The 25,312-nt window shown below is 68.4% G+C and carries 27 protein-coding genes; 20 read left to right on the top strand and 7 right to left on the bottom strand.

Features of this window, described 5'->3' with window-relative positions; translation table 11 throughout:
• Nucleotides 1-10 precede the first annotated feature (10 nt).
• Nucleotides 11-493, bottom strand: coding sequence for a tRNA adenosine(34) deaminase TadA (gene tadA, locus ACZ5XO_RS07195; protein ID WP_464164582.1), 483 nt, complete (start codon nt 491-493; stop codon nt 11-13).
• Between tadA and ACZ5XO_RS07200 the strand changes: the two genes are divergently transcribed.
• Genes ACZ5XO_RS07200 through ACZ5XO_RS07210 form a run of 3 tightly spaced genes read left to right on the top strand, consistent with a single transcriptional unit; the run spans nt 482 to nt 3,632 of the window.
• A complete protein-coding gene (locus ACZ5XO_RS07200; protein ID WP_464164583.1) occupies nt 482-2,047 on the top strand; it encodes a pseudouridine synthase in 1,566 nt (521 codons plus the stop codon). The genes tadA and ACZ5XO_RS07200 overlap by 12 nt on opposite strands.
• 3 nt (nt 2,048-2,050) lie before the next feature.
• Nucleotides 2,051-2,617, top strand: coding sequence for a 16S rRNA (guanine(966)-N(2))-methyltransferase RsmD (gene rsmD / locus ACZ5XO_RS07205; RefSeq protein ID WP_464164584.1), 567 nt, complete (start codon nt 2,051-2,053; stop codon nt 2,615-2,617).
• 40 nt (nt 2,618-2,657) lie between these two features.
• Nucleotides 2,658-3,632, top strand: coding sequence for a dienelactone hydrolase family protein (locus ACZ5XO_RS07210; RefSeq protein WP_464164585.1), 975 nt, complete (start codon nt 2,658-2,660; stop codon nt 3,630-3,632).
• 39 nt (nt 3,633-3,671) lie between these two features.
• On the opposite strand, the gene ACZ5XO_RS07215 is transcribed toward ACZ5XO_RS07210, so the two are convergent.
• From ACZ5XO_RS07215 to mutL, 3 genes are all read right to left on the bottom strand, one after another.
• The gene (locus ACZ5XO_RS07215; protein WP_464164586.1) at nt 3,672-3,947 is read right to left on the bottom strand and encodes a YjhX family toxin; all 276 of its coding nucleotides are present in this window, start codon (nt 3,945-3,947) and stop codon (nt 3,672-3,674) included.
• A gap of 176 nt (nt 3,948-4,123) precedes the next feature.
• The gene (locus tag ACZ5XO_RS07220; protein ID WP_464164587.1) at nt 4,124-4,591 is read right to left on the bottom strand and encodes a low molecular weight protein-tyrosine-phosphatase; all 468 of its coding nucleotides are present in this window, start codon (nt 4,589-4,591) and stop codon (nt 4,124-4,126) included.
• Nucleotides 4,592-4,595: 4 nt separating this feature from the next.
• Nucleotides 4,596-6,509, bottom strand: a complete 1,914-nt coding sequence (gene mutL / locus ACZ5XO_RS07225; protein WP_464164588.1) for a DNA mismatch repair endonuclease MutL — start codon at nt 6,507-6,509, stop codon at nt 4,596-4,598.
• 180 nt (nt 6,510-6,689) lie between these two features.
• Here mutL and ACZ5XO_RS07230 point away from each other — a divergent pair, with 180 nt between their 5' ends.
• The 11 genes from ACZ5XO_RS07230 (at nt 6,690) to ACZ5XO_RS07280 (ending at nt 17,577) form a co-directional block, all read left to right on the top strand.
• Entirely contained in the window at nt 6,690-7,397 is a 708-nt protein-coding gene (locus tag ACZ5XO_RS07230) for a YceI family protein (protein WP_464164589.1), read from the top strand.
• A 71-nt stretch (nt 7,398-7,468) separates the two neighbouring features.
• Nucleotides 7,469-8,770: a cytochrome b/b6 domain-containing protein gene (locus ACZ5XO_RS07235; protein ID WP_464164590.1), complete on the top strand. Its 1,302-nt coding sequence runs from the start codon at nt 7,469-7,471 to the stop codon at nt 8,768-8,770.
• A 240-nt stretch (nt 8,771-9,010) separates the two neighbouring features.
• Complete coding sequence (gene serS, locus ACZ5XO_RS07240; RefSeq protein ID WP_464164591.1) at nt 9,011-10,294, top strand: serine--tRNA ligase; 1,284 nt, start codon at nt 9,011-9,013, stop codon at nt 10,292-10,294.
• A 171-nt stretch (nt 10,295-10,465) separates the two neighbouring features.
• Entirely contained in the window at nt 10,466-11,257 is a 792-nt protein-coding gene (gene surE, locus ACZ5XO_RS07245; RefSeq protein ID WP_464164592.1) for a 5'/3'-nucleotidase SurE, read from the top strand.
• Nucleotides 11,254-11,898 (top strand): protein-L-isoaspartate(D-aspartate) O-methyltransferase, encoded by a 645-nt coding sequence (locus ACZ5XO_RS07250; protein WP_464164593.1) that lies wholly within the window; start codon nt 11,254-11,256, stop codon nt 11,896-11,898. Before surE ends, ACZ5XO_RS07250 begins: the two co-directional genes overlap by 4 nt.
• Before the next feature lie 126 nt (nt 11,899-12,024).
• The gene (locus tag ACZ5XO_RS07255) at nt 12,025-13,122 is read left to right on the top strand and encodes a peptidoglycan DD-metalloendopeptidase family protein (protein WP_464164594.1); all 1,098 of its coding nucleotides are present in this window, start codon (nt 12,025-12,027) and stop codon (nt 13,120-13,122) included.
• Between the two features lie 148 nt (nt 13,123-13,270).
• Nucleotides 13,271-13,585, top strand: coding sequence for a preprotein translocase subunit YajC (yajC, locus tag ACZ5XO_RS07260; protein WP_292082982.1), 315 nt, complete (start codon nt 13,271-13,273; stop codon nt 13,583-13,585).
• A gap of 42 nt (nt 13,586-13,627) precedes the next feature.
• Nucleotides 13,628-15,226, top strand: a complete 1,599-nt coding sequence (gene secD, locus ACZ5XO_RS07265; protein WP_464164595.1) for a protein translocase subunit SecD — start codon at nt 13,628-13,630, stop codon at nt 15,224-15,226.
• A complete protein-coding gene (secF, locus tag ACZ5XO_RS07270) occupies nt 15,226-16,197 on the top strand; it encodes a protein translocase subunit SecF (protein WP_464164596.1) in 972 nt (323 codons plus the stop codon). The genes secD and secF overlap by 1 nt, the downstream gene beginning before the upstream one ends.
• Before the next feature lie 92 nt (nt 16,198-16,289).
• The gene (locus ACZ5XO_RS07275; RefSeq protein WP_464164597.1) at nt 16,290-16,910 is read left to right on the top strand and encodes a hypothetical protein; all 621 of its coding nucleotides are present in this window, start codon (nt 16,290-16,292) and stop codon (nt 16,908-16,910) included.
• A gap of 40 nt (nt 16,911-16,950) precedes the next feature.
• The gene (locus tag ACZ5XO_RS07280; RefSeq protein ID WP_464164598.1) at nt 16,951-17,577 is read left to right on the top strand and encodes a squalene/phytoene synthase family protein; all 627 of its coding nucleotides are present in this window, start codon (nt 16,951-16,953) and stop codon (nt 17,575-17,577) included.
• Here the strand turns inward: ACZ5XO_RS07280 and ACZ5XO_RS07285 are convergent.
• Nucleotides 17,574-18,449, bottom strand: a complete 876-nt coding sequence (locus ACZ5XO_RS07285; RefSeq protein WP_464164599.1) for an MBL fold metallo-hydrolase — start codon at nt 18,447-18,449, stop codon at nt 17,574-17,576. The two genes, ACZ5XO_RS07280 and ACZ5XO_RS07285, sit on opposite strands and share 4 nt — an antisense overlap.
• Nucleotides 18,450-18,523: 74 nt before the next feature.
• On the opposite strand from ACZ5XO_RS07285, the gene ACZ5XO_RS07290 reads away from it, so the two are divergent.
• Genes ACZ5XO_RS07290 through ACZ5XO_RS07300 form a run of 3 tightly spaced genes read left to right on the top strand, consistent with a single transcriptional unit; the run spans nt 18,524 to nt 20,191 of the window.
• Nucleotides 18,524-18,847: an ArsR/SmtB family transcription factor gene (locus ACZ5XO_RS07290; protein WP_464164600.1), complete on the top strand. Its 324-nt coding sequence runs from the start codon at nt 18,524-18,526 to the stop codon at nt 18,845-18,847.
• Between the two features lie 29 nt (nt 18,848-18,876).
• Nucleotides 18,877-19,410 (top strand): rhodanese family protein, encoded by a 534-nt coding sequence (locus ACZ5XO_RS07295; RefSeq protein ID WP_464164601.1) that lies wholly within the window; start codon nt 18,877-18,879, stop codon nt 19,408-19,410.
• Between the two features lie 4 nt (nt 19,411-19,414).
• Nucleotides 19,415-20,191: a sulfite exporter TauE/SafE family protein gene (locus ACZ5XO_RS07300; protein WP_464164602.1), complete on the top strand. Its 777-nt coding sequence runs from the start codon at nt 19,415-19,417 to the stop codon at nt 20,189-20,191.
• A gap of 2 nt (nt 20,192-20,193) precedes the next feature.
• Here ACZ5XO_RS07300 and ACZ5XO_RS07305 read toward each other — a convergent pair whose 3' ends face one another.
• On the bottom strand, nt 20,194-20,685 hold the full coding sequence (locus ACZ5XO_RS07305) for a MarR family winged helix-turn-helix transcriptional regulator (protein WP_464164603.1): 492 nt from the start codon (nt 20,683-20,685) through the stop codon (nt 20,194-20,196).
• Nucleotides 20,686-20,753: 68 nt separating this feature from the next.
• Between ACZ5XO_RS07305 and ACZ5XO_RS07310 the strand changes: the two genes are divergently transcribed.
• On the top strand, nt 20,754-21,959 hold the full coding sequence (locus tag ACZ5XO_RS07310; protein WP_464164604.1) for an MFS transporter: 1,206 nt from the start codon (nt 20,754-20,756) through the stop codon (nt 21,957-21,959).
• A gap of 17 nt (nt 21,960-21,976) precedes the next feature.
• Here the strand turns inward: ACZ5XO_RS07310 and trmFO are convergent, their stop codons facing one another.
• Complete coding sequence (gene trmFO / locus ACZ5XO_RS07315) at nt 21,977-23,371, bottom strand: methylenetetrahydrofolate--tRNA-(uracil(54)-C(5))-methyltransferase (FADH(2)-oxidizing) TrmFO (RefSeq protein ID WP_464164605.1); 1,395 nt, start codon at nt 23,369-23,371, stop codon at nt 21,977-21,979.
• A 103-nt stretch (nt 23,372-23,474) separates the two neighbouring features.
• Between trmFO and ACZ5XO_RS07320 the strand changes: the two genes are divergently transcribed.
• A complete protein-coding gene (locus ACZ5XO_RS07320) occupies nt 23,475-24,401 on the top strand; it encodes a hypothetical protein (protein ID WP_464164606.1) in 927 nt (308 codons plus the stop codon).
• Nucleotides 24,402-24,422: 21 nt separating this feature from the next.
• Nucleotides 24,423-25,310: a hypothetical protein gene (locus ACZ5XO_RS07325; protein WP_464164607.1), complete on the top strand. Its 888-nt coding sequence runs from the start codon at nt 24,423-24,425 to the stop codon at nt 25,308-25,310.
• The last annotated feature ends 2 nt before the right edge of the window (nt 25,311-25,312 follow it).

Raw genomic sequence — 25,312 nt, forward strand, 5'->3', positions numbered from 1 at the left:
GCTTTTCGCGTCAACGCCCCGCTGCGGCGCGTGTTCCGCGTCGCGCCCGGAAGAAGGCGCGCAGGGCGTCGGCGGCGGGTTCGGCCAGAACCCCGCCCTCGGTCGTTGGTCGCCAGTGGCAGGTCGGCTGGTCGAAGAAACGGCCGCCGTGGATCACCGCGCCGCCCTTGGGATCGTCCGCCCCCCAGACCACGCGGCCGATGCGGGCGTGGCTGATGGCGCCGGCGCACATGGCGCAGGGTTCCAGGGTGACATAGAGGGTGAGGTCCGTAAGGCGATAATTCTGCAACTTCGCCGCCGCATCTCGCAGGGCGACGATTTCGGCATGAGCTGTCGGATCATGGGCGGTTATGGGGCCGTTTTGCCCGCGGCCAAGCACTTCGCCGGTCGTTTCGTCGACAATTATCGCGCCCACGGGCACTTCGCCCGCTTGCGCCGCCGCTTGCGCCAAGTCGAGCGCCATGCTCATGAACCGCTCATCATGGATCGCCATCCCAAAGACAACGACAAGAAGCCCCGCTCCCGTCAAGACGACGGCCCGCGCGGCCCCCGCAAATTCGCCGACGCGCGCCCGGACAAGGGCGGTTTCGGAGACCGGAAAGGCCCGCCGCGCGGCGATCGCAAGGACGATCGCGGCGACAAGCCTTTCGCCAAGGGCGCCGGCAAGGGCGGCCCGAAAACCGCGAAAGAACCGGCTGCTCCGCTGCGCAGCGAGCGAATCGCCAAGGCCATGGCCCGCGCCGGCATCGCCTCGCGCCGCGAGGTCGAACGTCTGATCGGTCTGGGCAAGGTGGCGGTCAACGGCCGCATCCTGGACACGCCCGCCACCCTGGTGACGCGCGACGACGTGATCACCGTCAACGGCAAGCCGATCGGCGCGGCCCAGGCGACGCGCGTCTGGCGCTATCACAAGCCGGCCGGTCTGATCACCAGCCACAACGACCCGGCGGGCCGCCCGACCGTGTTCGACGCCCTGCCCAGCGGCCTGCCGCGCGTGATCTCGGTCGGACGTCTCGACCTGAACACCGAGGGCCTGCTGCTGCTGACCAACGACGGCGAGCTGAGCCGGGCGCTGGAAATGCCGGACACGGCCCTGGTGCGCCACTATCGGGCGCGTGCTCGCGGCCGCATCACCCAGGAACAGCTGGACAAGCTGAAGACCGGCTGCACCATCGACGGCGTCCACTACGGCCCGATGGAAGCGACCATCGACAAGGCCAAGGAAAAGGGCGAGGGCGAGAAATCGTCGGCCAACCTGTGGATCAGCGTCTCGATCACCGAAGGCAAGAACCGCGAGGTCCGCAAGGTCCTGGAGTCGGTCGGCCTGACGGTGAACCGTCTGATCCGTCTGGCCTATGGCCCGTTCCAGCTCGGCACCTTGCCGGTCGGGGCGGTCGAGGAAGTCGGCCCGCGCGTGATCCGCGAGATGCTGGCCGACCACATCCGGCCCGAGAACCTGCCGACGGGCAACACCGTCTCGACGCCTGCGCCCATTCCCGGCCGTCGCACCTCGTCGCCGATCGTGACGGGCAAGTCGGGTTCGGCCATGGCGGACCCTTCGCGCAAGCCCAGCCGCGTCCGCGCCGCCACGGAGGCGCAGGCCGACGCTGTCGACCGCCGCGAGCGTCCCGCCAAGAAGGAGGGCTGGGCCAAGGCGACGCCGAAGTTCGAGCACACCAAGACCTTCAAACCGCGCGCTAGGCCGCAAGCCGCCGAGGGCGGCGAGTGGTCGGATCGTCCGCGCAAGCCCTTCAACCGCGAGCCCCGCAGCGATCAGTTCATCGACGACCGCCGCGCGCCGCGCGACGGCGCCAAGGGCGGTTTCAAGCCGCGTGAAGGCGGGTTCGGCGACCGTCCGAAGCGGGACTTCCAGCCCCGCGACGGTGCGCCGCGCTCGGGCGGCGACCGTCCGCAACGCGATTTCAAACCGCGTTCGGGCGGCAAACCTGGCGGCTTCGGCGGCAAGCCGGGCGGCGGCTCGCGTCCCGGCGGCGGCAAACCCTTCGGCGGCAAGCCTTCGGGCGGTCGCGGCGGACCGCGCGGCTAAGTCATGCGGATCGTCGCCGGCAGCCTGAAGGGTCGCGCCATCATCGCGCCGGAGGGGCAGAACACGCGTCCGACCTCTGACCGGGCGCGTCAGGCCATTTTCAACGTGCTGGAACACGCCGCCTGGGCCGAAGGTCTGCACGGGGCGCGGGTCATGGACATCTACGCCGGGTCGGGCGCTCTGGGCTTTGAGGCGATCTCGCGCGGGGCGGCCTTCGCCCTGTTCGTCGAGATCGACGACGGCGCGCGTGGCGTGATCCGCGAGAACATGGACGCCTATGGCCTGTTCGGCCGGGCGCGCGTGCATCGCCGCAGCGCCATCGACCTGGGCGAACGTCCCGGCTCGGTAGGAGAGGCGTTCGACCTGGCCTTTCTGGACCCGCCCTACGCCAAGGGCCTGGGCGAACAGACTCTGGAGCGACTGCGCGAAGGTCAGTGGCTGAAGCCCGGCGCCATCGTGGTGTTCGAGCGCGGTTCGGACGAGCCGGACATCGACACGCCCGGCTATGAGCGCCTGGACACGCGCGACTATGGCGCGGCGCGCGTCCTGTTCCTGAGAAGCGAACGCTGATACCCATGGCGTCTGTCTCTGGGCGGATGCGGAGGGTGTCATGTTTGGAACTGTCGCGAGGCGCGCGGTCATCGGCGCGGCCTTGGCTATCGGACTGGCCCCCGGCGTCGGGTGGGCGCAGGTCGCGTCTTCGGCCATCCCCGGCTTCCCTCACGCCAAGGTCTATGTCGAGGCGGGCGCAGCCTCTCGGCCGGTCGTGGTCATCCTGCACGGCGCGGACGGCGGGACCGAGGCGGGCGACCGGTTCGGCCCGATCCTGGCGGGCATGGGATATGCGGCGGTGGGATTGCCCTATTATTCGCCGGACTGGGGCCAATACGGCCCGCCCAAGGCCCTCCCCGAAATCGCGGGCAGCTTCATCGACATTCGGGTGGATCAGCTGGCGGAACTGCGCGAGGCCCTGCGCGGGACGCCGGGCGTCGACGTGGAGCGGTTCGGCCTGTTCGGGGCCTCAAAGGGCGCCGAGTTCGCCCTGATCGCGGCCAGCCGCTACGACTGGATTGATGCGGTCGTGGCCTATGCGCCCACGGATGTGGTCTGGGAGGGCTGGGGTCTTGAGACGGTCGAGGCCGAGGGCACTCGCTCGTCCTTCTCGTTCAACGGCCAGCCTCTGCCCTTCATGCCCTATCGGGGCTTTGTCGAAGGCCTGCTGGCCGGGCCGGGCAAGGCTGACCTGCGCGCTATCCACGCCAACGGACGGGCGGATCATCCTGAAAAGGAAGCCGAGGCGCGCATTCCGGTCGAGGCCTATGCCGGGCCGCTGATCCTGATCGCGGGCGAGCGCGACGCCCAGTGGGACGCGGCCAAGGCGGCGCGCGCCATCGTGGCGTCAAGAGAGGCGGCGGGGCGGGAGACGACCGCCCTGATCTATCCCGAAGCGGGCCATGATCTGGTCGGTGATGGCGGACCGCGCGAAAGCCCGCGCAGCGGCGGCTCGCCAGAGGCGGATGCGGCGGCGCGTCAGGACGCCTGGCCCAAGGTGACGGCCTTCATGGCGGCGGCGCTGAAGCCTTGACCGACGCGCGCGACGGCGATGTCGCGCGCGTCCTTGAGGTCAGAAGCCGCGCCCTGAGGTGCGATTGTCCAACTGGCTGCGCAGCCGGCTCAGGCCATCGCGATTGACGACATAGGGGCCGCCGTTGCGCGACCTGATGACGCCCTTGCGTTTCAGGCTGCGCCATTGCTCGAGATTGCAGCCGTCCAGCACCCAGCCTTCGCGGGTGAAGCAGCGGGCGGCGATGATGCGGCCCTGATCGTCGCGTTCCAGCAGGATGCGACCGCCCTGGGCCAGGGCGTGGAGCGTGCGTTGTTCCGCACGGGAGATGTTCATTTCGGATTGTCCGGGACAGGCGTCAGCGTGCGCCCGGCGTCGATCATTCAGACGCGGGGCGTTACGAGCGGCCTCGGACGGGTTTCAGCGTCCGGGCCTCAGGCCGTGAACACATTCTCAGACATAAACAGTCCCAACAGGTGAGGGGCGTCAGATAGCGAGGGCAGGCGACGGTTTCAATCGTCCCGGCGCAGCTTTCGGGCCAGGCCAAGCGCGCCGGCGGTCACGTCGGCCCAGGTGACGTCGAAGCCGTCGTCGTCGCCGAAATAGGGATCGGCGACCGGCTGACCCTCGCGGCCCTCGACGTGATCCAGCAGCAGGCTGAGGTCGGCCGTGGCGTCGGCGGGGGCGAGGCGGCGCAGGTTGGCGAGATTGTCTTCGTCGAGAGCGACGATGTGGGTGAAGCGACGGAAGTCTCCGGGCTTCACCTGACGGCCGCGCAGGGCGGATATGTCGACGCCGTTCTTGCGGGCCACAGCCTGGGCGCGCGGGTCGGGCGGTTCGCCGACGTGCCAGCCGCCGGTGCCGGCGGAATCGACCACCACGTCCAGCTTCAGGCGGCGCGCCTCTTTGCGGAAGGCGGCCTCGGCCAGGGGCGAGCGACAGATGTTGCCGAGGCAGACGAAGAGGATGCTGTAGGGCATTGAATTATCGCCTTCCGAACAGCTTCTCGAGGTCGTTGAGTTTCAGCTCCACATAGGTAGGGCGGCCGTGGTTGCACTGGCCGGAGTGGGGCGTGGCCTCCATCTGGCGCAAGAGGGCGTTCATCTCGGGGGCGGAAAGGACGCGACCGGCGCGGACGCTGCCGTGGCAGGCCATGGTGCCGCAGACCTCGGCCATCCGCTCCTTCAGCGACAGGGCGGCGCCGTGTTCGGACAGGTCGTCGGCGATGTCGCGGATCAGGCCCTGAACATCAGTGTCGCCCAGCAGGGCGGGGGTTTCGCGGACCAGGACGGCGCCAGATCCAAACGCTTCGACGATCAGGCCCATCTCGGCCAGTTCCTCAGCCTTGGCGGCGACGCGGTCGGCCTCGGCGGGATCCAGCTCGACCACTTCGGGCGTCAGCAGGGCCTGACGGGTGACGGCGCCGTGGGCCATCTGGGTCTTCATCCGTTCATAGACGAGGCGTTCGTGGGCGGCGTGCTGATCGACCACGACCAGGCCGTCGCGGGTCTGGGCGACGATATAGGTGCCGTGCAGTTGGGCGCGCGCGGCGCCGAGCGGATAGTCGATCAGTTCGGGCGGGGTCTGGGCGCCCGGCGCGATCTGACCAGCGTGTACAGCCTGGATTTCGCCCAGGGTGCGGAAGCTGGGGGCGGCGGCTTCGCCGCTCCAGGTGTGCTCGACGCGGGCGGAGCGCTCGTTCAGGCCCGGCAGGTTCTGGGCGGCGGCCGCCGGTTGCGACCAGCCCTGCCAGCCGCTCCAGCCGGGCGCGGCGTTGCCGAACGACTGGGCCGTCGGCGAGGAGGGGGTGTGGAGCGCTTCCCCGGTGTGGGCGCGGAAGCCTGACAGGGCGTCAGCGGCGACCGTGGTCGAGGCGCGGTGGCCGGCCGCATGCAGGGCGTGACGCAGGGCGCCGACGATCAGGCCGCGCACCAGGGCGGGGTCGCGGAAGCGCACCTCGGCCTTGGCCGGGTGGACGTTCACATCGACGTAGAGCGGGTCGATGTCGAGGAAGAGGGCCGCCGCCGGGTGCCGGTCGCGGGCCAGGAAGTCGGCGTAGGCGCCGCGCAAGGCGCCCTGCAGCAGGCGGTCGCGCACCGGACGGCCGTTGACGAAGAGGAACTGGTGCGCCGCATTGCCGCGCGAATAGGTGGGCAGGCCCGCGTAGCCGGACAGGCGCACGCCGTCGCGTTCCTGATCGATCAGCAGGGCATTGGCCTCGAAATCGCGGCCCAGCAGGGCGCCGAGGCGCTTCAGGCGGCCTTCGAAGCCGGGATGCTCGGCGGGCAGGCGCAGCGTCACCTTGCCGTCCAGCGACAGGGTGAAGGCGACGGCCTCATGCGCCATGGCCTGACGCTTGATCTCTTCCGAGATGGCCATGGCCTCGGATCGCTCGGATTTCATGAACTTGAGGCGGGCAGGCGTGGCGTAGAAGAGGTCGCGGACCTCGACCCGGGCGCCGTGCGGGCCGGGGAAGCCGGCGGGGGCCACAGGGCGTTGATCGCCGCCGTCCACGGTGACGGCCCAGGCCTCAGTCTCGTCGCGGGCGCGGGTGGTGATGGTCAGGCGGGCGACGGAGCCGATGGAGGGCAGGGCCTCGCCGCGGAAGCCGAGGGTGTGGATGCGCAAAAGGTCTACGTCGCCCGCGTCGTCGGGTTCCAGCTTGGACGTGGCGTGGCGCTCGACCGCCAGCGGCAGTTCGTCCCTGGGGATGCCCTTGCCGTCGTCGGCGATCAGGATGCGGGTCAGCCCGCCGCCGTCCGCCTGGATCTCGACACGCGAGGCCCCGGCGTCCAGCGCGTTCTCGACCAGTTCCTTGATGGCGCTGGCGGGGCGTTCGACCACCTCGCCGGCGGCGATGCGGTTGACGGTTTCGGGGGGGAGGCGACGAATGGGCATGTGAGTCGCAAGATAGGCGGGCGACGCGCAGGGCGCACCTCAATCCGCATTTTTGCACGAGGAGGGCTTGAAGGGGATGAATAGCAACTTATACTGTTGCAGTCCGAGCGGCGCGCCGACGGACAGAGCAACTGTTTCTGGACCTCGTGTCCAGCCCTGAAGATAGAACGAGGTCCTTCCATGAAGATCAAAGCCGCCATCCTGGCCGTTTCGGCCGCCGCCCTGCTGGCCGCCTGCAGCCCCGCTGCCGACAAGGGCGCTGCGCCCGCCGCCGACGCCGCCGCGACCGCGCCGGTCGAGCTGAAGGCCCCGGCCGGCGTCTATGTCATGGACCCGACCCATGCCTCGCTGCAGTGGTCGCTGCCGCACAACACGATCTCGAACTACACCGCGCGCTTCAACAAGTTCGACGCCAAGATCACGCTGGACCCGGCCAACCTGGCCAACAGCGCGGTCGAGGTCAGCATCGACCCGGCCTCGGTCGACGCCAACTACCCGGGCGACTACACCGGCACCCACGCGGGTTCGGGCTTCAAGAGCTGGAGCGAGGACATCGCCAAGAACAAGAACTTCCTGAACGCCGGCGCCTTCCCGCAGATCACCTTCAAGTCGACCAAGGTCGAGCTGACGGGCCCGCGCACAGCCAAGGTGACGGGCGACCTAACCTTCCTGGGCGTGACCAAGCCGGTGACCCTGGACGCGACGTTCAACGGCGAGATCGAGAAGCACCCCTTCATGCAGGTCCCGACCCTCGGCTTCGCGGCTGAAGGCAAGTTCAAGCGCACGGACTTCGGCATGGCGCTGGGCCCGGTGGGCGACGAGGTCACCATTCGCTTCGACGCCGAGTTCCTGCAGCAGGTGGCTCCGGCCGCCGCCCCGGCCGCCTAAGCCGGGCCGAATGAGCGGGCGGGGCCGGACGGTCCCGCCCGTTTTTCTTTGAGTATTCTGCGAGCTTTGTCATGACCGCGCCCGCCAGTCGCTACACCCCCGTCGCCATCGCCCTGCACTGGGCCATCGCGATCGCCATTATCGCCATGATCCCGATGGGCTGGTGGATGAGCGAGGCGATCAATGAGCCGGGCAGTCAGGCGCTGGCCTATCGCGTGTTCCAGATTCACAAGTCGGTCGGGTTTCTGATCCTGGCCCTGACGGCGTTGCGGCTGGTCTGGCGGCTGACGCATCGCACGCCGGGCATGCCGGCGGAGATGAAGACCTGGGAGACGTTCGCGGCGCGGGCGACCCACGCGGCCTTCTATGGGTTGATGCTGGCCCTGCCGCTGACGGGGTGGCTCTATGTCTCGGCGGGCTGGGCGGTGGCGACGGATACGCCGCTGGCGGTGGCGACCAGCTGGTTCGGCCTGTTCACCGTGCCGCACCTGCCCTTCATCGGCGAGGCGGCGGCTGGTGTTCGTCGGGCGGTGGCTTATCAGGCCATGGGGGCGCACAGCCTGATGGCCTGGGGCGCGGTGGTGCTGATCGCCCTGCACGTCGGGGCGGCGCTGAAGCACCAGTTCATCAATCGCGACGGGGTTCTGGCCCACATGATCCCGGTGCTGAAGCACGGCGAGGGACGGACGGCGCCCGAGCCGAAGCCGCTGCTGCGCCGGACCGAGCGTCTGGCCGGTCTCGGCTTCATCGCCGCCCTGGCCGTGGCGGGCGGCATCGCGGCCAAGCCCGCGCCTCTGGCGAAAGGGGCAGGGGCCGAGGTCCAAGCTGCGGCGGCGCCCGCTCAGGTCGAGGCGGCGGTCACGCCGGGGACGGCGTCGGCCTGGACCATCGACAAGGCGGCCTCGACCATCGAATTCACCGGAACCCACGCGGGCAAGGCCTTCAAGGGACGGTTCGAGCAGTGGGAGGGGCAGGTCTGGTTCGACCCGGCCGATCTGGCGGGCTCCAAGGCGGTGGTTCTGGTCTGGACCGGGACGGCGAAGACCGGCGACGCGACCCAGGAAGGCAGCCTGACGGGCGCCGAATGGTTCGACCCGAGCGCCTATCCGACCGCGCGATTCGAGGCGACGGCGTTCAAGGCTTTGGGCGGTAACCGCTATGAGGCGACGGGGACGCTGCGGATCAAGACGACGACGCTTCCGGTGGTCCTGCCCTTCACCTTCGACGAGGCGGACGGCGTGGCGACCGTGGCGGGCAAGCTGGAGCTGGACCGCACGGCGCTGGACCTCGGCATGATGTCCGACGCGGGCGGGGACTGGGTGTCCAAGGCGATCGGGGTGGAGATCAGGGTGAAGGCGAAGAAGGCGTCGTAAGCCTTCTTCTTTCGTCATGCTCCGGGCCGCGCTTGCGCGGAACCGGGGAACCCAGCGGCGCCCGCAGGGCGAAAGACCCACGCGTCGCGTTCGGCATGAAGATCGCCTTCGGCGCCGCTGGGTCCCCCGATCTCCGCTTCGCTTCGTCGGAGGATGACGAAGGAGAAGGGGTTTGCCCGACTCCGCTTCGGGCGTTACAGCCTTCGGCTTCTCCTTAACGAGCGCCCGAAGAGCGACGCCATGCACGATATCCGAGCCATCCGCGACAATCCCGAAGCCTACGTCGCCGGCTGGTCGTCGCGCGGCGTGGAGGACGCCCAGTCCGTCGTTGACCGTATTCTGGCGCTGGACGTCGATTTGCGCGCCGCCCAGACGACGGGTCAGGAAGCCCTGGCCAGGCGCAACGCCGCCTCCAAGGCCATCGGCGCCGCCATGGGCAAGAAGGACATGACCGAGGCCGATCGGCTGAAGGCCGAGGTCGAGACGCTGAAGACCGACATCGTCGGGGCGGGCGAGGCCGAGGCCGCCAAGGGCGCCGAACTGCGCGACCTGCTGGCGGGGCTGAAGAACCTGGCCGCCGACAACGTGCCGGACGGCGAGGACGAGAACGACAACGTCGAGGTCCTGAAGTGGGGCGAGCCGCGCACGACGGGGCCGGCCAAGGATCACGCCGATCTGGGCGAGGCTCTGGGCCTGCTGGACTTCGAGGCCGCGGCCAAGATGTCGGGTTCGCGCTTTGCTGTGCTGAAGGGCCAGCTGGCGCGTCTGGAGCGCGCCATCGGCCAGTTCATGCTGGACCTGCAGACCGGTACGCACGGTTATCTGGAAGTCGCGCCGCCCTATATGGTCAAGGACGACGCCATGTTCGGCACCGGCCAGCTGCCGAAGTTCGAAGAAGACCTGTTCCGCGCGGGCGAGCACCTGCTGATCCCCACCGCCGAAGTCTCTCTGACCAACCTCGTGCGCGAGCAAATCCTGTCTGAGGACGAGGTGGCCGAGCCCATGCGTCTGACGGCGCTGACGCCCTGCTTCCGGGCCGAGGCCGGGTCGGCGGGGCGCGATACGCGCGGCCTGATCCGCCAGCATCAGTTTTCGAAGGTCGAGATGGTCTCCATCTGCCGGCCCGAGGATTCTGAAGCCGAGCATGAGCGCATGACCGGTTGCGCCGAGGCGGTGCTGCAGGCGCTGGAGCTGCCCTATCGCAAGGTGCTGCTGTGCAAGGGCGACATGGGCTTCTCGGCGCAGAAGACCTATGACCTCGAGGTCTGGCTGCCTTCGCAGAACACCTATCGCGAGATCAGCTCCTGCTCGAACTGCGGCGACTTCCAGGCCCGGCGCATGGACGCCCGGTTCAAGCGCGCGGGCGAGAAGAAGACCGAGTTCCTGCACACCCTGAACGGCTCGGGCCTGGCGGTCGGCCGCACCCTGGTCGCGGTGATGGAGAACTATCAGCAGGAGGACGGCTCGATCGCCGTGCCGAGCGCGCTGCTGCCCTATATGGGCGGCCTGAAACAGGTAGGCTGATCCTTCTCCCCTTGCGGGAGAAGGTGGGCCGCGTAGCGGCTCGGATGAGGGGTTGCTCAGACAGAAGATGATAGTGGCGAGTTCAGACGACATGATTTCCGGCCGGGGCGAGACCCCTCATCCGTCTGGCTTCGCCAGCCACCTTCTCCCGCAAGGGGAGAAGGAAGTCTGATGCGTATCCTTCTGACCAACGACGACGGCATCGAGGCGGAAGGCCTTGAATGTCTTGAGAAGATTGCTCGCGCCCTGTCGGACGACGTCTGGGTCGTCGCGCCCCAGACCGAGCAGTCGGCCAAGGGGCGGGGGATCACCCTGACCGAGCCGCTGCGGGTCAACCAGCTGGGCGACAAGCGCTTCGCCGTGACCGGGACCCCGACCGACTGCGTCATCCTGGCGGTCAACGACCTGATGCCCGAGAAGCCTGATCTGGTGCTGTCGGGCGTCAATCGCGGGCATAACGTCGGCGAGGACGTCAGCTATTCCGGCACGGTGGCCGGGGCGCTGCAGGGCATGGCCTTCGGCATTCGCTCCATCGCTCTGTCGCAGTCGCTGGAACGCTTCCACGACGACGTGACGGCGCACTGGGAGACGGCCGAAGCCTTCGCCCCCGGCATCATCGCAAAACTGCTGGAGCAGAAGTGGGAGGACGGCGTGGTCATGAACGTCAACTTCCCCAAGCTGCCGCCGGAACTGGTCAAGTCGGTCGAGGTGACGAAGCAGGGCTTCCGCGACATCGGCGAGATGCACGCCATCCGCCGCACCGACCTGCGCGGCCGCGACTACTACTGGATGGCCTTCCGCGGCGCGCCGCAGGAACACGCCGAGGGCACCGACCTGCGGGCCATGGACGAGGGTCGGATTTCGGTCACGCCGCTGCATATCGACCTGACGCACATGCGCAGCGTCAATGATCTGAAGAAGGTGCTGGGCGGCGCGCCCCCCAAGGGACCGCTGGAAAAATGAGCCTGTCGGACGACCGTGCGGGCCGGTTGATCCTGTCGCTGAGGCGGCAGGGGGTGACCGACGCGCGGGTGCTGCAGGCGATGGAATCCATCGACCGGTCGCTGTTTGTCCACGAGAAGTTCCTGGATCAGGCCTGGGAGGACCAGGCCCTGCCGATCGACTGCGCCCAGACGATCAGCCAGCCCTACATCGTCGGCCTGATGACCCAGGCGCTGGACGTCCAGCCGCGTCACCGCGTGCTCGAGATCGGCACCGGCAGCGGCTATCAGTGCGCGGTGCTGAGCCGGCTGGCGCGGTTCGTCTATTCGGTGGAGCGCTACAAGAGCTTGCTGACCGAGGCAGAAACCAAGCTGAAGCTGCTGGGCGTCGACAACGTCTTCACCCGCCACGGCGACGGCGGGCAGGGCTGGCCGGAACAGGCCCCCTTTGACCGGATCATGGTGACGGCGGCCTCGCCGCATGAACCGACGGAGTTGCTGAAGCAGTTGAAGCCTGGCGGGATTCTGGTGGCGCCTGTGGGCCGCAGCTCGGTTCAGATGCTGAACCGTTATACGGGTCAGGAAGACGGCAGCTTCCGCCGCGAAAGCCTGTGCGAAGTGCGCTTCGTGCCCCTGGTGGAAGGCACGGCCAAGGAGGGGTAGGGGCGTATGTTTCGCCGGGCGGTTAACCTTTCCGCCCCACTTTGGCGCCCTTTGGCGGGTTGGCTTGGCGACGCTTCCGGGGCACACCGGGGGCAGAGGCGATTCAAGGTTAACAAGGAGGGGCGCATGGGCGGCTTCACGGGCTGGATCAGGGCGGCGGTCGTCGTCGGCGGGGCGCTGACGGTCACGGCGTGTTCGACCTATCCGAGCGAGCCGCGCTATTCGACGCGTCCCATGCCGGTCGGCGGGCAGGGCGGCTATCCGGCGCAACCGCAGCAGCCGGGCGCCTATCCGAACAACAACCCCTATTACGCCCAGCCCGCACAGCCGCAGACGCCGCCGCCCGCGTCGCGTCCCTATGAGGAGCAGGGGCCGCGCGCGCCGTCAGGCAACATCGAAGGCGGGGGCCTGCCGCCCGCCGGCGGTCCGGCCTATCCCTCGACGGGCGCGCCGGTGACGGTGACGCCGCCGCCGCCCGCGGGCTCGACCAGCATGCCGGGCGCGACCTATGTCATCCAGCAGGGCGACACCATTTCGGGGGTCGGTCGTCGTTTCCAGACGCCGGTGCAGATTCTGATCGATCTGAATGGACTGGGGCCGCGCGGCGCGATCAGCACCGGACAGCGCATCATCCTGCCGGACAGCGCCGTGGACACCGGCTCGGACCCCTATGCGACCGGCGCGTCGCCGGTCGGCGTGCGGACGCCGAACAACGGCGTGGCGCCGCCCCCGCCGCCGCCGCCCAGCGGCAACGCCGCCCTGCCGCCGTCGCGTGCGCCGGCCGTGACCTCCTCGACGCCGGCCTCGTCGGTTCAGGGCGCGGTGGTGGGCCAGGCCCTGGCGATGCAGTGGCCGGTTCGCGGCGACATCCTGCGGCGCTTCGGCCCCGTGGGCATGGGCGAGCGCAATAACGGCATCAACATCGGCACCTCGGCCGGGACGGAGGTCAAGGCCGCCGCCGCTGGACGCGTGGCCTATGTGGGCGATGATCTGGTGGGGCAGGGACTGACCGTGCTGATCGTCCATCGCGACGGCTGGCGCACGGTTTACGGGCACCTGGGCTCGGCCACAGTCCGCGACGGCGCCGAGGTTCGGGCCGGTCAGGTCATCGGCACGGTGGGTCTGACGGCGGGCGACGGCCGCCCCTCGATTCACTTCGAGACGCGCCAGATGCGCGGCGATGATCCGGTCGCGGTCGATCCGATCAGCGTCCTGCCTCGTTGATGTGCGACCGCCCGGCGTGTCCGGGCGGCATCGCCTGTGATCAAGAGACGTCAGGCCGCGTTGCAAATCGGCACGGCTCACCCTAGGTTCCGCGCCTCAATTTCTTATGGGGCCCCCGTTCAAGGTCGGCCCGGTTCGGGGAGTTTCCATGCCTACTGGTTCCGAAGGCGGCCTGATGGCCATCGTGGTGCAGATCGCGCCGATCGTCGCGATCTTCATCCTGTTCTACTTCCTGATGATCCGCCCGCAGCAGAAGCGGATGAAGGCGCATCAGGCCCTGATCGCCGGCGTCAAGCGCGGCGACGAAGTCGTTCTGTCGAACGGCATGGTCGGCAAGGTGACCCGCGTTGAAGACGCCGAGGCCATGGTCGAGATCTCGCAGGGCGTGAATGTCCGCGTGGTCAAGGCGATGATCGCCGAGGTGCGCAACCGCACCGCCATCGCCGCCAACGACAAGGGCTGAGCGGCTTTCGCCGCTGACGCCCGCCCGAAATAGAGCCCTGACATGATTCAGCTAGCGCGCTGGAAAGTCACCCTGGTCGTGCTGTCGCTCGTTGTCGGGCTGCTGCTGGCCTTCCCGAGCGTGCTCAGCCCGGCGCAGCGCGATGCGCTGCCCGGCTGGCTGCCCAAGAACGGCCTGAACCTGGGTCTGGACCTGCAGGGGGGCTCCTACCTCCTGCTGGAGGTCGATGTGCCGGAGATGCGCAACAAGCGCGTCACCAACCTGATGGAAGACGTGCGCGTCGCCCTGCGTGAGCAGAAGGTCAACATCGGCGCCATGCAGCGCGAGGCGGGCGGCGTGGTCGTCACCATCGCCGACCCCGGCCAGTTCGATGTGGCCCTGACGGAATTGCGCACCCTGGCGCAGACCGGCGTCGCCGCCAACGGTCAGCCGGACCGGACCGCAACCCGTCTGAGCGGCAACCGTATTCGCTTCGCCTATACGGACGCTGCGATCAGCGGCATGGGCGCGACGGCGGTGGACCAGTCCATCGAGGTCGTGCGTCGCCGTCTGGACAGCTCGGGCACCAAGGAAATCTCCATCACCCGTCAGGGCGCGGAACGCATTGTCGTTCAGGCTCCGGGGCAGAGCGATCCGGCGGAGCTGGAACGTCTGGTCGGCCGCACCGCCCAGTTGACCTTCCAGATGGTCGATACGACCAGCACCGGGCTGCAGGACGCCATGGCCGGCCGCGTGCCGCCTGACGCGGAACTGCTGACCGACGACCAGGGGCAGCCCTATCTGGTCAAGAAGCGCATTCTGGTTTCGGGCGAGAACCTGACTCGCGCGGGCGTCGGTCCGGATCAGAACGGTCGCCCGGCCATCGACTTCCGCTTCGACGGCCAGGGCGCGCGCCGATTTGGCGAGGCCACGGCCCAGAACATCGGCAAGCCCTTCGCCATCATCCTGGACGGCAAGGTGATTTCGGCTCCGACGATTCAGGGGGCCATCACCGGCGGCACGGGTCAGATCACCGGCAACTTCTCGATCCAGTCCGCTTCGGAACTGGTGAACCTGCTGAACGGGGGCGCCCTGCCGGCGCCGCTGAAGGTCGAGGAGCGTCGCGTCGTGACCGCCGAGCTGGGGGCCGATGCGGTCCAGGCCGGCATGGTTTCGACCATCATCGGCTTCATCCTGATCTGCGTCTTCATGATCGGCGCCTACGGCTTCCTGTTCGGCGGCGTGTCGGTTCTGGGTCTGATCCTGAACGGCATCCTGATCATCGCCGCCATGTCCCTGTTCGGCGCGACCCTGACCCTGCCCGGCATCGCCGGTCTGGTGCTGACCTTCGCCGTGGCCGTGGACGCCAACGTGCTGATCTTTGAGCGCATGCGCGACGAAGCGCGGGCCGGTCGTTCGGTCATCGCCTCGATGGACGCCGGCTTCAACAAGGCCATGGGCACGATCGTCGACGCCAACCTGACCACCCTGGTGGCGGCGCTGATCATGTTCATGTTCGGCGCGGGGCCCGTGCGCGGCTTCGCCTGGACGCTGACCATCGGCGTCTTCACCTCCATGTTCTCCTCGGTGATGGTCGCCCAGGTGCTGCTCGGCTACTGGCTCAAGATCGCCAAGCCGAAAAAACTGCCGATCGCGGAGTGATGGCGATGCGTGGATGGCCCCTCATCAAACTGCTTCCGCAGAAGACGAACTTCCGGTTCGTCAAATATGCGCCCGCCGCCGGCGTGATCTCGATCATCCTGTGCGTGGCCTCGATCGTCGGCTGCTTCTATCCCGGTCTGAACCTGGGTATCGACTTCCGGGGCGGCGCCTCGATGGAGGTCTCCAAGCCCGCCGGACAGGTGCTGGAACTGGATCAGGTGCGTAGCGCCGTCAGCGAACTGGGTCTGGGCGACGTCCAGGTTCAGGGCATCGACAGCGCCGCCAGCGCCATTGTTCGCTTCCAGATCCCCGAAGACGAGGGCCAGAGCGCCGTCGTCGCCCGCGTCGAAAAGGCGATCGACGAGGCGGTCGGCGAGGTGAAATACTCGGGCGTCAGCGTCGTCGGCTCCAAGGTCTCGGGCGAGTTGTTCACCAGCGGCCTGCTGGCCCTGGGCGCGGCCATCGTGCTGATGTTCGTCTACATCTGGTTCCGGTTCGAACCGCAGTTCGGCTTCGGCGCCGTGGCGGGTCTGGTGCATGACATGGTGCTGACCTTCGGTCTGATCGCCCTGTTCCGCTTCGAGTTCAGCCTGAACACCGTGGCGGCCATCCTGACCGTCATCGGCTATTCGATGAACGACACCGTCGTCGTGTTCGACCGCCTTCGCGAGAACCTGCGCAAGTACAAGACCATGCCTCTGCGCGAGGTCATCGACCTGTCGCTGAACGAAACCCTGTCGCGGACCATCATCACCGGCGTCACCGCCGTGGGCGTTCTGGCCGTCCTGGCCCTGTTCGGCGGCGAGGCCCTGTTCGGCTTCTCCATCGTGCTGATGATCGGCATCGTGATCGGCACCTATTCGTCGATCTATGTCGGCGCGCCGATCATCCTGCTGTGGGGCGTCAAGCGCGGCGGCTCCATCGACGAGGACGCCAAGCCGATCAAGCTCGGCATGGCCAGCCGCCCTTAAGGCCGGCTTCTTCCTGAAAAGGCTCCTCCTTCCCCCGAGTGGGGAGGGAGGAGTATGGTCACGCTTCGTGATTCCGACCCGGGGAGGGGCGCATGGCCAAACTGCTTTCCAGCTTCAGAACGACTTTCCTGCTCAGCATCCTGCTGGCGGGGGTCATGATCTTCGCCTTCGGCCGCATCGCGCCGGGCGGGTTCGATATCGGCTTCGCCCAGGCGGCCTTCCGCTGGGTTCACGTCGTGGCCGGCATCCTGTGGATCGGCCTGCTCTACTACTTCAACTTCGTGCAGATCCGGGTCATGCCCGCGATCCCGGCCGAGCTGAAGCCCGCCGTCAGCAAGCATATCGCGCCCGAGGCCCTGTTCTGGTTCCGCTGGTCGGCGCTGGTGACGGTGCTGGCCGGTCTGGCCGTCATGTTCACGCGCGGTCACGCCTATGCGATGGAAGTGCTCAGCTTCGGCCTGGCTGGCGGTCTGAACGCAGGCGACCAGCAGTTCAGTCTGATGGGGATCGGCGTCTGGCTGGCCGTCATCATGTTCCTGAACGTCTGGGGGGTGATCTGGCCGAACCAGAAGCGCGCCCTGGGCATCATCGCCGTCGATGACGACAGGAAGGCGAAGGCGGCGCGTATCGCCATGCTGGGCAGCCGCACCAACCTGCTGCTGTCGTTGCCGATGCTGAGCGCGATGGCCATGTATCAGACCCTGTTCGGCTGAGACTTGCGCCATGGGGCGCAATGGCCGATGGCCTTGCGCGATGACTGTTGATCTTGATGCCCAGGTCCGCGCCGCCGATCCCGACCGCTGGCTGTCCAGCCGGTTCGTGGCTGATGTTCAGGCGCGCGCGGACCTGATCGCCCTCTACGCCTTCGAGGCGGAGCTGCTGACCATTCCCACCCGCGTCACCCAGCCCATGCTGGCCGAGATGCGCTATACGTGGTGGGCCGAGCAGCTGGAGGGTGTCTTTTCCAATACGCCTCGCGTCGGCCATCCGGTGCTGGAGGCCCTGACCGCCGCCGCCGCCCGCCATGGTCTGGAACGCGCGCCCTTCGACGCCCTGATCGAGGCCCACATCGGTCGGGTGCACGGCGAGCCGCACGACCTGGACGCCTTCTATGTCGGCCCCATGCAGGTCGCGGCGCGGATGCTGGCGGGCGAGGGATATGACGCCGCCGTCGCCGAGGCCGGGCGTTTGTGGGCCCTGTCGCAGACCGGTCGCGCCGACGAGGCCCGGGCTCAGGCCCCCGCCGCCAACGCGGCCCTCAGGACATTGCCTACCGCTGCCTTTCCCGCCGTCGCCCACGCCACCTTGACGCGCACGGACACGCCTGAACCTCTGAAGCGGTTGCGCCTCTTCTGGAGCGTGCTGCGCGGCCGGGTCTAGATCGCGTTCAGGGGCAGCTTGAGGAAGCGTCGGCCCGAGGTCTCGGCCGGGGGCAGGGCGCCGGCGCGGATGTTGACCTGGAGCGAGGGCAGGATCAGTTGCGGCGGCGACAGCGTGGCGTCGCGGGCCTCGCGCATGGCGACGTAGTCGTCCTCGCTGCGTCCTGTCAGGTGGATGTTGGTCTTCTCCTCGCTCACGCTGGTCTCCCAGCGGAATTCGGTGCGTCCGTCCTTGGGCAGGTAGTCGTGACCGACGAAGACCCGCGTGGCGTCGGGCAGGGCCAGGATCTTCTGGATCGAGCGATAGAGGGACCGCGCGTCGCCGCCGGGGAAGTCGCAGCGCGCCGTGCCGTAGTCGGGCATGAACAGGGTGTCGCCGACGAAGACCGCGTCTCCGATCCGGTATGACACGCAGGCGGGCGTATGACCGGGCGTGTGCATCACCTCGACGGTGAGCGCGCCCAGTTTGAAACGGGCCTCATCGGCGTAGGTCTCGTCAAAGACCATGGCGTCGGCGGTGACGTCGGCGGTTTCGAACAGGGGGCCGAAGGTCTTTTGCACACGCGTGATCTTCTCGCCGATGCCGATGGCGGCGCCGGTGCGTGTGCGGATTTCGTCTGCGCCGGTCAGATGGTCGGCGTGTGCGTGGGTCTCCAGAACGCGTTCCAGCGTCAGTTTGCGGTCGCGGACGGCGTCCAGCACACGGTCGATCGAACCGGTCGAGGTGCGCGCCGCCGCCGGATCATAGTCCAGCACCGGGTCGATGATGGCGGCGGCGCCGGTGGCGGGGTCCGACACCAGATAGGTCACGGTGTGGGTCGCCGGATCGAAAAAGCCGACGACGTCAGGCCTGTCAGCGGGGGATGGGGTCACGATGTCGGCCTCCTGGGTTGCGATCCAATATATTAGATATTGCTAATTTAACAAGTGCTCATATATTGACGGTCATGATCGACCTGAACGCCATCGGACTGGAACGCTTTCAAGCCAATGCGGGTAACGCCGCCCGACTGCTGAAGTCCCTGTCCAATGAAAACCGGCTGATGATCCTGTGCCAGATCGGTGACGGCGAGCGGCAGGTGGCTGACCTGCTGCCGCTGGTCGGCCTGTCGCAATCGGCCCTGTCCCAGCATCTGGCGCGCCTGCGTGAGGACGGACTGATCAGCGCGCGAAAGAGCGGCACCGCTGTCTTCTACCGCATCGCCGATCCCGCCGCCCTGCAGGTGATTGGAGTTCTGGCCGAGATCTTCTGCCCTCCGGCTTCGGCCTGAGGCCCTCCCCAAATCCAAGGATGATGACCATGAGTTCGCTTGTCTCCCTGTCGCCCGCCGAGGTCGCCGCTCGCCTGGAGGCGCGGACCGCCGTGCTGGTGGACGTGCGCGAACCCGACGAACATGCGCGCGAACACATCGTGGGCGCCGTCACGGCCCCGTTGTCGGCCTTTGAGACTGCGAACCTGGGGCTGACGCCGGGCAAGGACGTCATCTTCATGTGCCGCAGCGGCAACCGCACGGCAGGCAACTGCGACCGGCTGGCCGCGCGCGTCGACGGCCCGGCCCATGTGCTGGCCGGCGGTCTGGACGCCTGGAAGAAGGCCGGGCTGCCGGTCAGGACGGACGCCAAACAGCCCCTGGAGTTGATGCGTCAGGTGCAGATGGCGGCGGGCGGGCTGATCCTGCTGGGCGGCGCCCTGGGCGTGGGTGTGCATCCGGCCTTCTGGGGCCTCAGCGCCTTTGTCGGCGCGGGTCTCTTCATAGCCGGGGCGACGGGCTTCTGCGGCATGGCGCGCCTGCTGGCGGTCATGCCCTGGAACCGGAGCATGAAGCGGGCCTGAGGTCATGGAGCCGATCCAGCTGCTTCTGGCGGGCCTGAGCGGCGGCGTGGTCGCCCTGTTGCTGACGGTGTTCGGCGGCGGCGGGTCGGTTCTGGCCGTGCCGCTGCTGCTCTATGTCGTCGGGGTGCGCGACCCGCATGTCGCCATCGGCGCCTCGGCGGCCGGGGTGTCGCTGAACGCCCTGACGGCCCTGGCCGGTCAGGCCAGAGCGGGTCGGGTGCGCTGGCCCTGCGCGGTGATGTTCGCCGTGGTCGGCGCGCTGGCCGCCTGGTTCGGCTCATCGGCGGCCAAGGCCATCGACGGCCATCACCTGTTGCTGGCTTTCGCCGTGGCCATGGCGGCGGTTGGTCTGGCCATGATGCTGCCCAAGACGAGCGAGGGCGATCCGGGCGTTCGGCTGAACCGGGGCATGGCGCCGCGCATGGCGGTGTCGGGTGCGGGCGTCGGCGTCGCAGCGGGCTTCTTCGGCATCGGCGGGGGCTTCCTGATCGTGCCCGGCCTGATGTGGGCGTCCGGCATGACCCTGGCGGCGGCGCAGGCCGCGTCCCTACTCAGCGTCGCGGCCTTCGGGGCCAGCACGGCGGTGAACTACAGCCTGTCCGGCCTGGTCGACTGGGGCGTGGTCGCGGCCATGACGGTCGGCGGCGCGGTCGGCACGATGGCGGGTCTGCCGCTCTCGAAACGTCTAGGTGCGAACGCGGCCCTGGGGCGTCAGATGTTCACCGGCCTGATCCTGATCGTCGCCGTCTATGTGGCGTTCAAGGCTGTCACGGGCGGCTGATCTCAGTCGCAGAGGCCGCCGATCAGGCGGGCCAGAAGGGCGTTCAGGGTCCTCTGCTCATCGAGCGACAGCGGCGCGAGGATGTCTCGCGCCGCTTCTTCGTGTTCAGGCATGATGGTTTCGATCAGGTCGAAGCCCTTGTCGGTCAGGCGCACCAGGGTCGCGCGGCGGTCGGTCGGGTGAGGGCGGCGCTCGACCAGTCCGGCCTTCTCCAGCCGGTCGATGCGGGCCGTCATGCCGCCGGACGACATCATGGCGGCTTCGAACAGGGCGGTCGGCGTCAGGCCTTCGGGCGCGCCCGAGCGGCGCAGCGTCGCCAGGGCGTCGAACTCGCCCTGTTGCAGGCCGTAGCGGGCGTAGAGCGGCGCCTGTCGGTCGCGCGCCACCAGAATGGAGGCCTCGTGCAGGCGGCCCAGCGCCTCCATTGGCAACATCTCCATATCGGGACGTTGAACGGCCCACTGGGCGGCGGCGCGGGAAGCTCTGTCGGGCATGAGTTATCTTGACATCGAGATACTTGAGGTCGAGAGACTAGCGCGAAATCCCAGTGGAGTCCCCTGTCATGATCGCACGGTCCGATGCCGAAGCGGCGCGCGGCGCGTCCTTGCTGCTGCTGGCGGCCATCTTCGCCCTGGCGCTGAACCTGCGGCCGGCGATGGCGGCGGTCGGGCCCTTGCTGGACCTGATAGAGGGCGCGACGGGGATGGATTCCACCGCCGCCAGTCTGCTGACCACCTTGCCGGTGGCGATGATCGGCCTCGGCGCCCTGTCGATCCGACCCCTGCGGCGGCGGCTGGGCGAGCGGCGCGGCATCCTGCTGGGCGCGCTTCTGATCGGCGGGGCCTGTCTGGCACGGGCGGTTCTGAACGACACGGCGGGCCTGATCGCCAGCGCGGCGGTCGTCGGCGTCGGCGTGGCCCTGATCCAGGCCCTGGCGCCGGTCGTCATCAAGCGGGCCTTTCCGGCCCGGTTCGGCACGGTGATGGCTGTCTACACGACCGGCATCATGGGCGGGGCGGCCATCGCTGCGGCCACGGCGGCGGGGCTGGCGGAAGCGGTCGGCTGGGCGTGGACCCTGGCCATGTGGAGCCTGCCGGCCTTCGCCGCGGCGGTCGTCTGGTTGATCGCCGCACGCGATCCGGCGGCGGAGGAGCCCGACCGGGCGGCCGTGACCGAGGCGACGCATCCCGAGACGCCGTTCTGGAAGCAGGGGCGGGCGTGGAGCCTGGTCCTGATCATGGGGCTGGGGACCTCGGCCTATACGCTGGTGCTGGCCTGGCTGCCGCCCTTCTATGTCGATCTGGGGCAGGCGAGGGCGACGGCAGGCTATCTGCTCAGCGGCATGACCGGGGCCGAGGTGACGGCGGGCGTCATCGTCTCGCTGGTGATCGCGCGCTTCCCTGACCGGCGCGTGCCGATCCTGACGGCCCTGGTTCTGGCCCTGATCGGTCTGGCGGGTCTGGTGGTCGCGCCCGTGACCATGGCGGTTCCGGTCGTGGTGGTCATGGGGCTGGGGATCGGGGCCATTTTCCCCCTGACCCTGATCCTGGCCATGGACCAGATCGACGACCCGGCCCGATCCGGCGACCTGCTCGCCTTCGTTCAGGGCGGCGGCTACATCATCGCCAGCCTGTCGCCGCTGGCCGCGGGCCTATTGCGCGACCACATGGCTGATCTGACGGGGGCGTGGGTGCTGATGGGTGTCGGCGTCGTGGGTCTGGGCGTGATGGCGCTGCAGTTCCGGCCGGGCCTGCCCAGATTGCGCTGAGCCGACCCGGCCTTGTGTCAGGCGTCGCGCCAGGCCTTCAGCGCGTCCATGGCGCGGATGGATTGCAGGCGCTTCTTGGCGCGGCCGCGTTCCTTGGGATGGATGCGCTTGCCGTCCTCGTCGACCTTGGGCGCCTCCAGCGGCGGCAGCAGCCCGTAGTTGATGTTCATCGGTTGGAACTTCGACCCTTCCAGGTGGCCGCCGGTGATGTGTTCGACCAGGGCGCCCATGGCGGTTTCCGGCGGCGGAGCCGACAGGTCGCGACCCAGGGCCTGGGCGGCGGCCAGACGACCGGTCAGCAGGCCCATGGCGGCGCTTTCGACATAGCCCTCCACCCCCGTCACCTGACCGGCGAAGCGCAGGCGCGGCATGGCCTTCATGCGCAGTTGCTTGTCCAGCAGTTGCGGGCTGTTCAGGTAGGTGTTGCGGTGCAGGCCGCCCAGACGCGCGAACTGGGCGTTCTGCAGGCCGGGGATCATGCGGAAGGTCTCGGCCTGCGCCCCGTGCTTCAGCTTGGTCTGGAAGCCGACCATGTTGAACAGGGTGCCCAGCGCATTGTCCTGACGCAGCTGGACGATGGCGTGGGCCTTGACTGTCGGGTTGCGTGGATTGGTCAGGCCGACGGGCTTCATCGGGCCGTGACGCAAGGTCTCGCGGCCGCGCTCGGCCATGACCTCGATCGGCAGGCAGCCGTCGAAGTAGGGGACATTCTCCCAGTCCTTGAACTCGGCCTTGGGGCCGCCCAGCAGGGCGTCGATGAAGGCGTCGTACTGATCCTTGTCCATCGGGCAGTTGACGTAGGCGGCGGCGTCGCCGCCGGGACCTTCCTTGTCATAGCGCGACTGACGCCAGGCGATGTCGAAGTCGATGCTGTCGGCGTGAATGATGGGGGCGATGGCGTCGAAGAAGCTGAGGCTCTCCTCGCCGGTCATCTTCAGGATGGCGTCGGCCAGGGCGGGCGAGGTCAGCGGGCCGGTGGCGACGATGACATTGTCCCATTCTTCGGGCGGCAGGCCTGCGATTTCCTCGCGCACGATGGTCACAAGGGGATGGGCTTGCAGTTTGGCCGTCACGGCCTGAGAGAAACCGTCGCGATCGACGGCCAGGGCGCCGCCCGCCGGGACCTGATGGGCGTCGCCGCATGCCATGATGATCGAGCCCAGGGCCCGCATCTCGGCGTGCAGCAGGCCGACCGCGTTGAACTCCCAGTCGTCCGAGCGGAAGGAGTTGGAGCAGACCAGCTCGGCCAGACCGTCCGTCTGGTGCGCGTCGGTCTTGATGCCCGGCACGCCGCGCATTTCATGCAGGATGACGGGCACGCCCGCCTGGGCGATCTGCCAGGCGGCTTCGGAACCGGCGAGGCCGCCGCCGATAACGTGGACAGGTTTGGGAGAGGAAGCTGCGTTCGACATGGCGGCCTTCTAGCCGTCCCGGAGGCTTCCGTCAGCCTGTCATTGCGCGGGGTGGCGAAGCGGTCGCTGTCTGGCGTATGACCAAGCTTGAGAGGAGCCCATCATGACCACGGCGTTTTCCATCGGCGAGGCCTTGGCCTCCGGGTTCAGGCTGACGCGACGGCGCCCCTTGCGGGTCTGGATGTGGGGCGTGGCGTCGGTCGCGCCGTCCCTGCTGATGGGCGCGCTGATGCTGCGCCTGTTCGGGGCCATGGCCCTGACGGACATGGGGTCGGAAGAGGCCTCCGCCGTCCTGGTCGGGCAGATGGTCCAGTTTCAGGCCCTGTCGGGGCTGGCGAACATTCTGCAGATGCTGATCTGGGTGGTGGTGACGGCCGCCATCTTCCGGGCGGTGCTGTTCCCCGAGCGCGCGGATCGTTTCGCCGGCCTGAAGATCGGCATGGACGAGGTGCGGGTCGCCGTCGTCGGCCTGGCCATGATCGTCGGCTTCTACGCCGCCGCCATCGTGATCGCCCTGATCGCCTTCGCCGTCGGGGCAGGACTGTGGTTCGTGTCGGAGGCGGCGGCGGTCGCCGTGGGGCTGCTGGTTGCGGTTGCCGCCGGGTTGGCGGTCTGGGGCGTCATCCTGCGGGCCTGTCTGATCATGCCGGCCAGCGTGGCCCTGGGCGATTTCGCCTTTGTTCAGGGCTGGAAGCTGTCGAAGGGGCAGGTTCTGCGGTTGCTCGGGCTGAGCCTGGCCATTGTCGCGGTCGTGCTGGCGATCGAGCTGGTCCTGCTGGCGATCGTCGCCGTGGTGCTGTTCCTGATCGCCGGGCTCAATGTCTTCAGCCTGGCCGCCATGCTGGAACAGGGGGCGCCGCCGACGGTGGATTGGGGCGTGCTGATCCCCTGGGCGCTGGCGGCCTTCGTGCCCCTGTCGTGGCTGCAGGGCTTCCTGAACACGGTGATGATGGCGCCCTATGCCGAGGCCTGCCGATCGCTGCTGGCGCAAGCGCCGCAGGACGCGACCCGTCCGGTTGCGCTAGGCTGATCGGGAATCGAGGACGACCGCATGATCTTTTCCGCCACCGACTGCGCTTTTGAAGGCTTTCGACTGACGCGGCGCGCGCCCGTCGCCGTCCTGCTGTGGGCCGTGGCCTACGCCCTGTTCTTCGGCCTGCTCTTCCTGCTGGTGGGGCCGCATTTCGTCACCATCATGTCGTTGATTTCCCAGCTGGAGGGACAGACCGAGCCGTCGATCGAGGACATGCAGCCGCTGATGCAGGCCTATGGCGTCATCGTCGCCTGGGCCGCGCCTCTGGGCCTGCTGTTCAGCGCCGTGATCAGCACCGCCATCGCCCGGTCGGTCATCCGCCCCGAGGATCGCAGGCTCGGCTACATGCGCCTCGGCAAGGACGAACTGCGGGTGCTGGGCGCCAGCCTGATCGTGGCCCTGATCATGTTCGCCGTCACCTTCGTCGGCTTCATGCTCGTCAGCCTGGTCGCCGCCCTGGCGGTGGCCGCTCCGGCGCTGTGGCTGGCCGTGGTCCTGCTGTCGCTGGCTGTGGTGGCGGTCGTGATCTGGCTGTCGGTGCGGCTCAGCCTGGTCGTGCCGGCGACCTTCGCCGAGGGGCGGGTCGCGGTGAAGTCGGCCTTCGCCATGACCGCCAAGAAGGTTTTCTGGCCCCTGCTAGGCATGGCCGTCATCGCCTGGGTCATGGCCATGCTGGTCGGCTTGCTGGGCTCGGCCGTGGCCGCGCCGCTCAGCCTGATGGTCGGCGGGGCCGAGCGCATGGTCGGCATGGAGGGCGCCAGCGTCCCCAGCCTGCTCAGCGCCCTGGGGCCCATGCTGGCCGTGTCGCTGGTCGTCAACGCTGTCATGACGGCGGCGCAGATCGTCATCATGTACGCGCCCTTCTCGGCCGCCTATCTGCAGCTCAAGGGCGCGTCGCGCGGCTGATA

The sequence above is a fragment of the Brevundimonas sp. T2-11 genome (genome assembly GCF_055397675.1).

Coding starts and splice junctions, on each gene's coding strand:
- secF (WP_464164596.1), top strand. CDS start 15,226: ATGGCGATGCGTGGATGGCCCCTCATCAAACTGCTTCCGCAGAAGACG.
- tadA (WP_464164582.1), bottom strand. CDS start 493: ATGGCGATCCATGATGAGCGGTTCATGAGCATGGCGCTCGACTTGGCG.
- ACZ5XO_RS07200 (WP_464164583.1), top strand. CDS start 482: ATGGATCGCCATCCCAAAGACAACGACAAGAAGCCCCGCTCCCGTCAA.
- ACZ5XO_RS07300 (WP_464164602.1), top strand. CDS start 19,415: ATGGAGCCGATCCAGCTGCTTCTGGCGGGCCTGAGCGGCGGCGTGGTC.
- serS (WP_464164591.1), top strand. CDS start 9,011: ATGCACGATATCCGAGCCATCCGCGACAATCCCGAAGCCTACGTCGCC.
- surE (WP_464164592.1), top strand. CDS start 10,466: ATGCGTATCCTTCTGACCAACGACGACGGCATCGAGGCGGAAGGCCTT.
- mutL (WP_464164588.1), bottom strand. CDS start 6,509: ATGCCCATTCGTCGCCTCCCCCCCGAAACCGTCAACCGCATCGCCGCC.
- yajC (WP_292082982.1), top strand. CDS start 13,271: ATGCCTACTGGTTCCGAAGGCGGCCTGATGGCCATCGTGGTGCAGATC.
- secD (WP_464164595.1), top strand. CDS start 13,628: ATGATTCAGCTAGCGCGCTGGAAAGTCACCCTGGTCGTGCTGTCGCTC.
- ACZ5XO_RS07220 (WP_464164587.1), bottom strand. CDS start 4,591: ATGCCCTACAGCATCCTCTTCGTCTGCCTCGGCAACATCTGTCGCTCG.
- trmFO (WP_464164605.1), bottom strand. CDS start 23,371: ATGTCGAACGCAGCTTCCTCTCCCAAACCTGTCCACGTTATCGGCGGC.
- ACZ5XO_RS07310 (WP_464164604.1), top strand. CDS start 20,754: ATGATCGCACGGTCCGATGCCGAAGCGGCGCGCGGCGCGTCCTTGCTG.
- ACZ5XO_RS07325 (WP_464164607.1), top strand. CDS start 24,423: ATGATCTTTTCCGCCACCGACTGCGCTTTTGAAGGCTTTCGACTGACG.
- ACZ5XO_RS07320 (WP_464164606.1), top strand. CDS start 23,475: ATGACCACGGCGTTTTCCATCGGCGAGGCCTTGGCCTCCGGGTTCAGG.
- ACZ5XO_RS07210 (WP_464164585.1), top strand. CDS start 2,658: ATGTTTGGAACTGTCGCGAGGCGCGCGGTCATCGGCGCGGCCTTGGCT.
- ACZ5XO_RS07235 (WP_464164590.1), top strand. CDS start 7,469: ATGACCGCGCCCGCCAGTCGCTACACCCCCGTCGCCATCGCCCTGCAC.
- ACZ5XO_RS07255 (WP_464164594.1), top strand. CDS start 12,025: ATGGGCGGCTTCACGGGCTGGATCAGGGCGGCGGTCGTCGTCGGCGGG.
- ACZ5XO_RS07250 (WP_464164593.1), top strand. CDS start 11,254: ATGAGCCTGTCGGACGACCGTGCGGGCCGGTTGATCCTGTCGCTGAGG.
- ACZ5XO_RS07305 (WP_464164603.1), bottom strand. CDS start 20,685: ATGCCCGACAGAGCTTCCCGCGCCGCCGCCCAGTGGGCCGTTCAACGT.
- ACZ5XO_RS07215 (WP_464164586.1), bottom strand. CDS start 3,947: ATGAACATCTCCCGTGCGGAACAACGCACGCTCCACGCCCTGGCCCAG.
- ACZ5XO_RS07230 (WP_464164589.1), top strand. CDS start 6,690: ATGAAGATCAAAGCCGCCATCCTGGCCGTTTCGGCCGCCGCCCTGCTG.
- ACZ5XO_RS07290 (WP_464164600.1), top strand. CDS start 18,524: ATGATCGACCTGAACGCCATCGGACTGGAACGCTTTCAAGCCAATGCG.
- ACZ5XO_RS07280 (WP_464164598.1), top strand. CDS start 16,951: ATGACTGTTGATCTTGATGCCCAGGTCCGCGCCGCCGATCCCGACCGC.
- ACZ5XO_RS07275 (WP_464164597.1), top strand. CDS start 16,290: ATGGCCAAACTGCTTTCCAGCTTCAGAACGACTTTCCTGCTCAGCATC.
- ACZ5XO_RS07295 (WP_464164601.1), top strand. CDS start 18,877: ATGAGTTCGCTTGTCTCCCTGTCGCCCGCCGAGGTCGCCGCTCGCCTG.
- rsmD (WP_464164584.1), top strand. CDS start 2,051: ATGCGGATCGTCGCCGGCAGCCTGAAGGGTCGCGCCATCATCGCGCCG.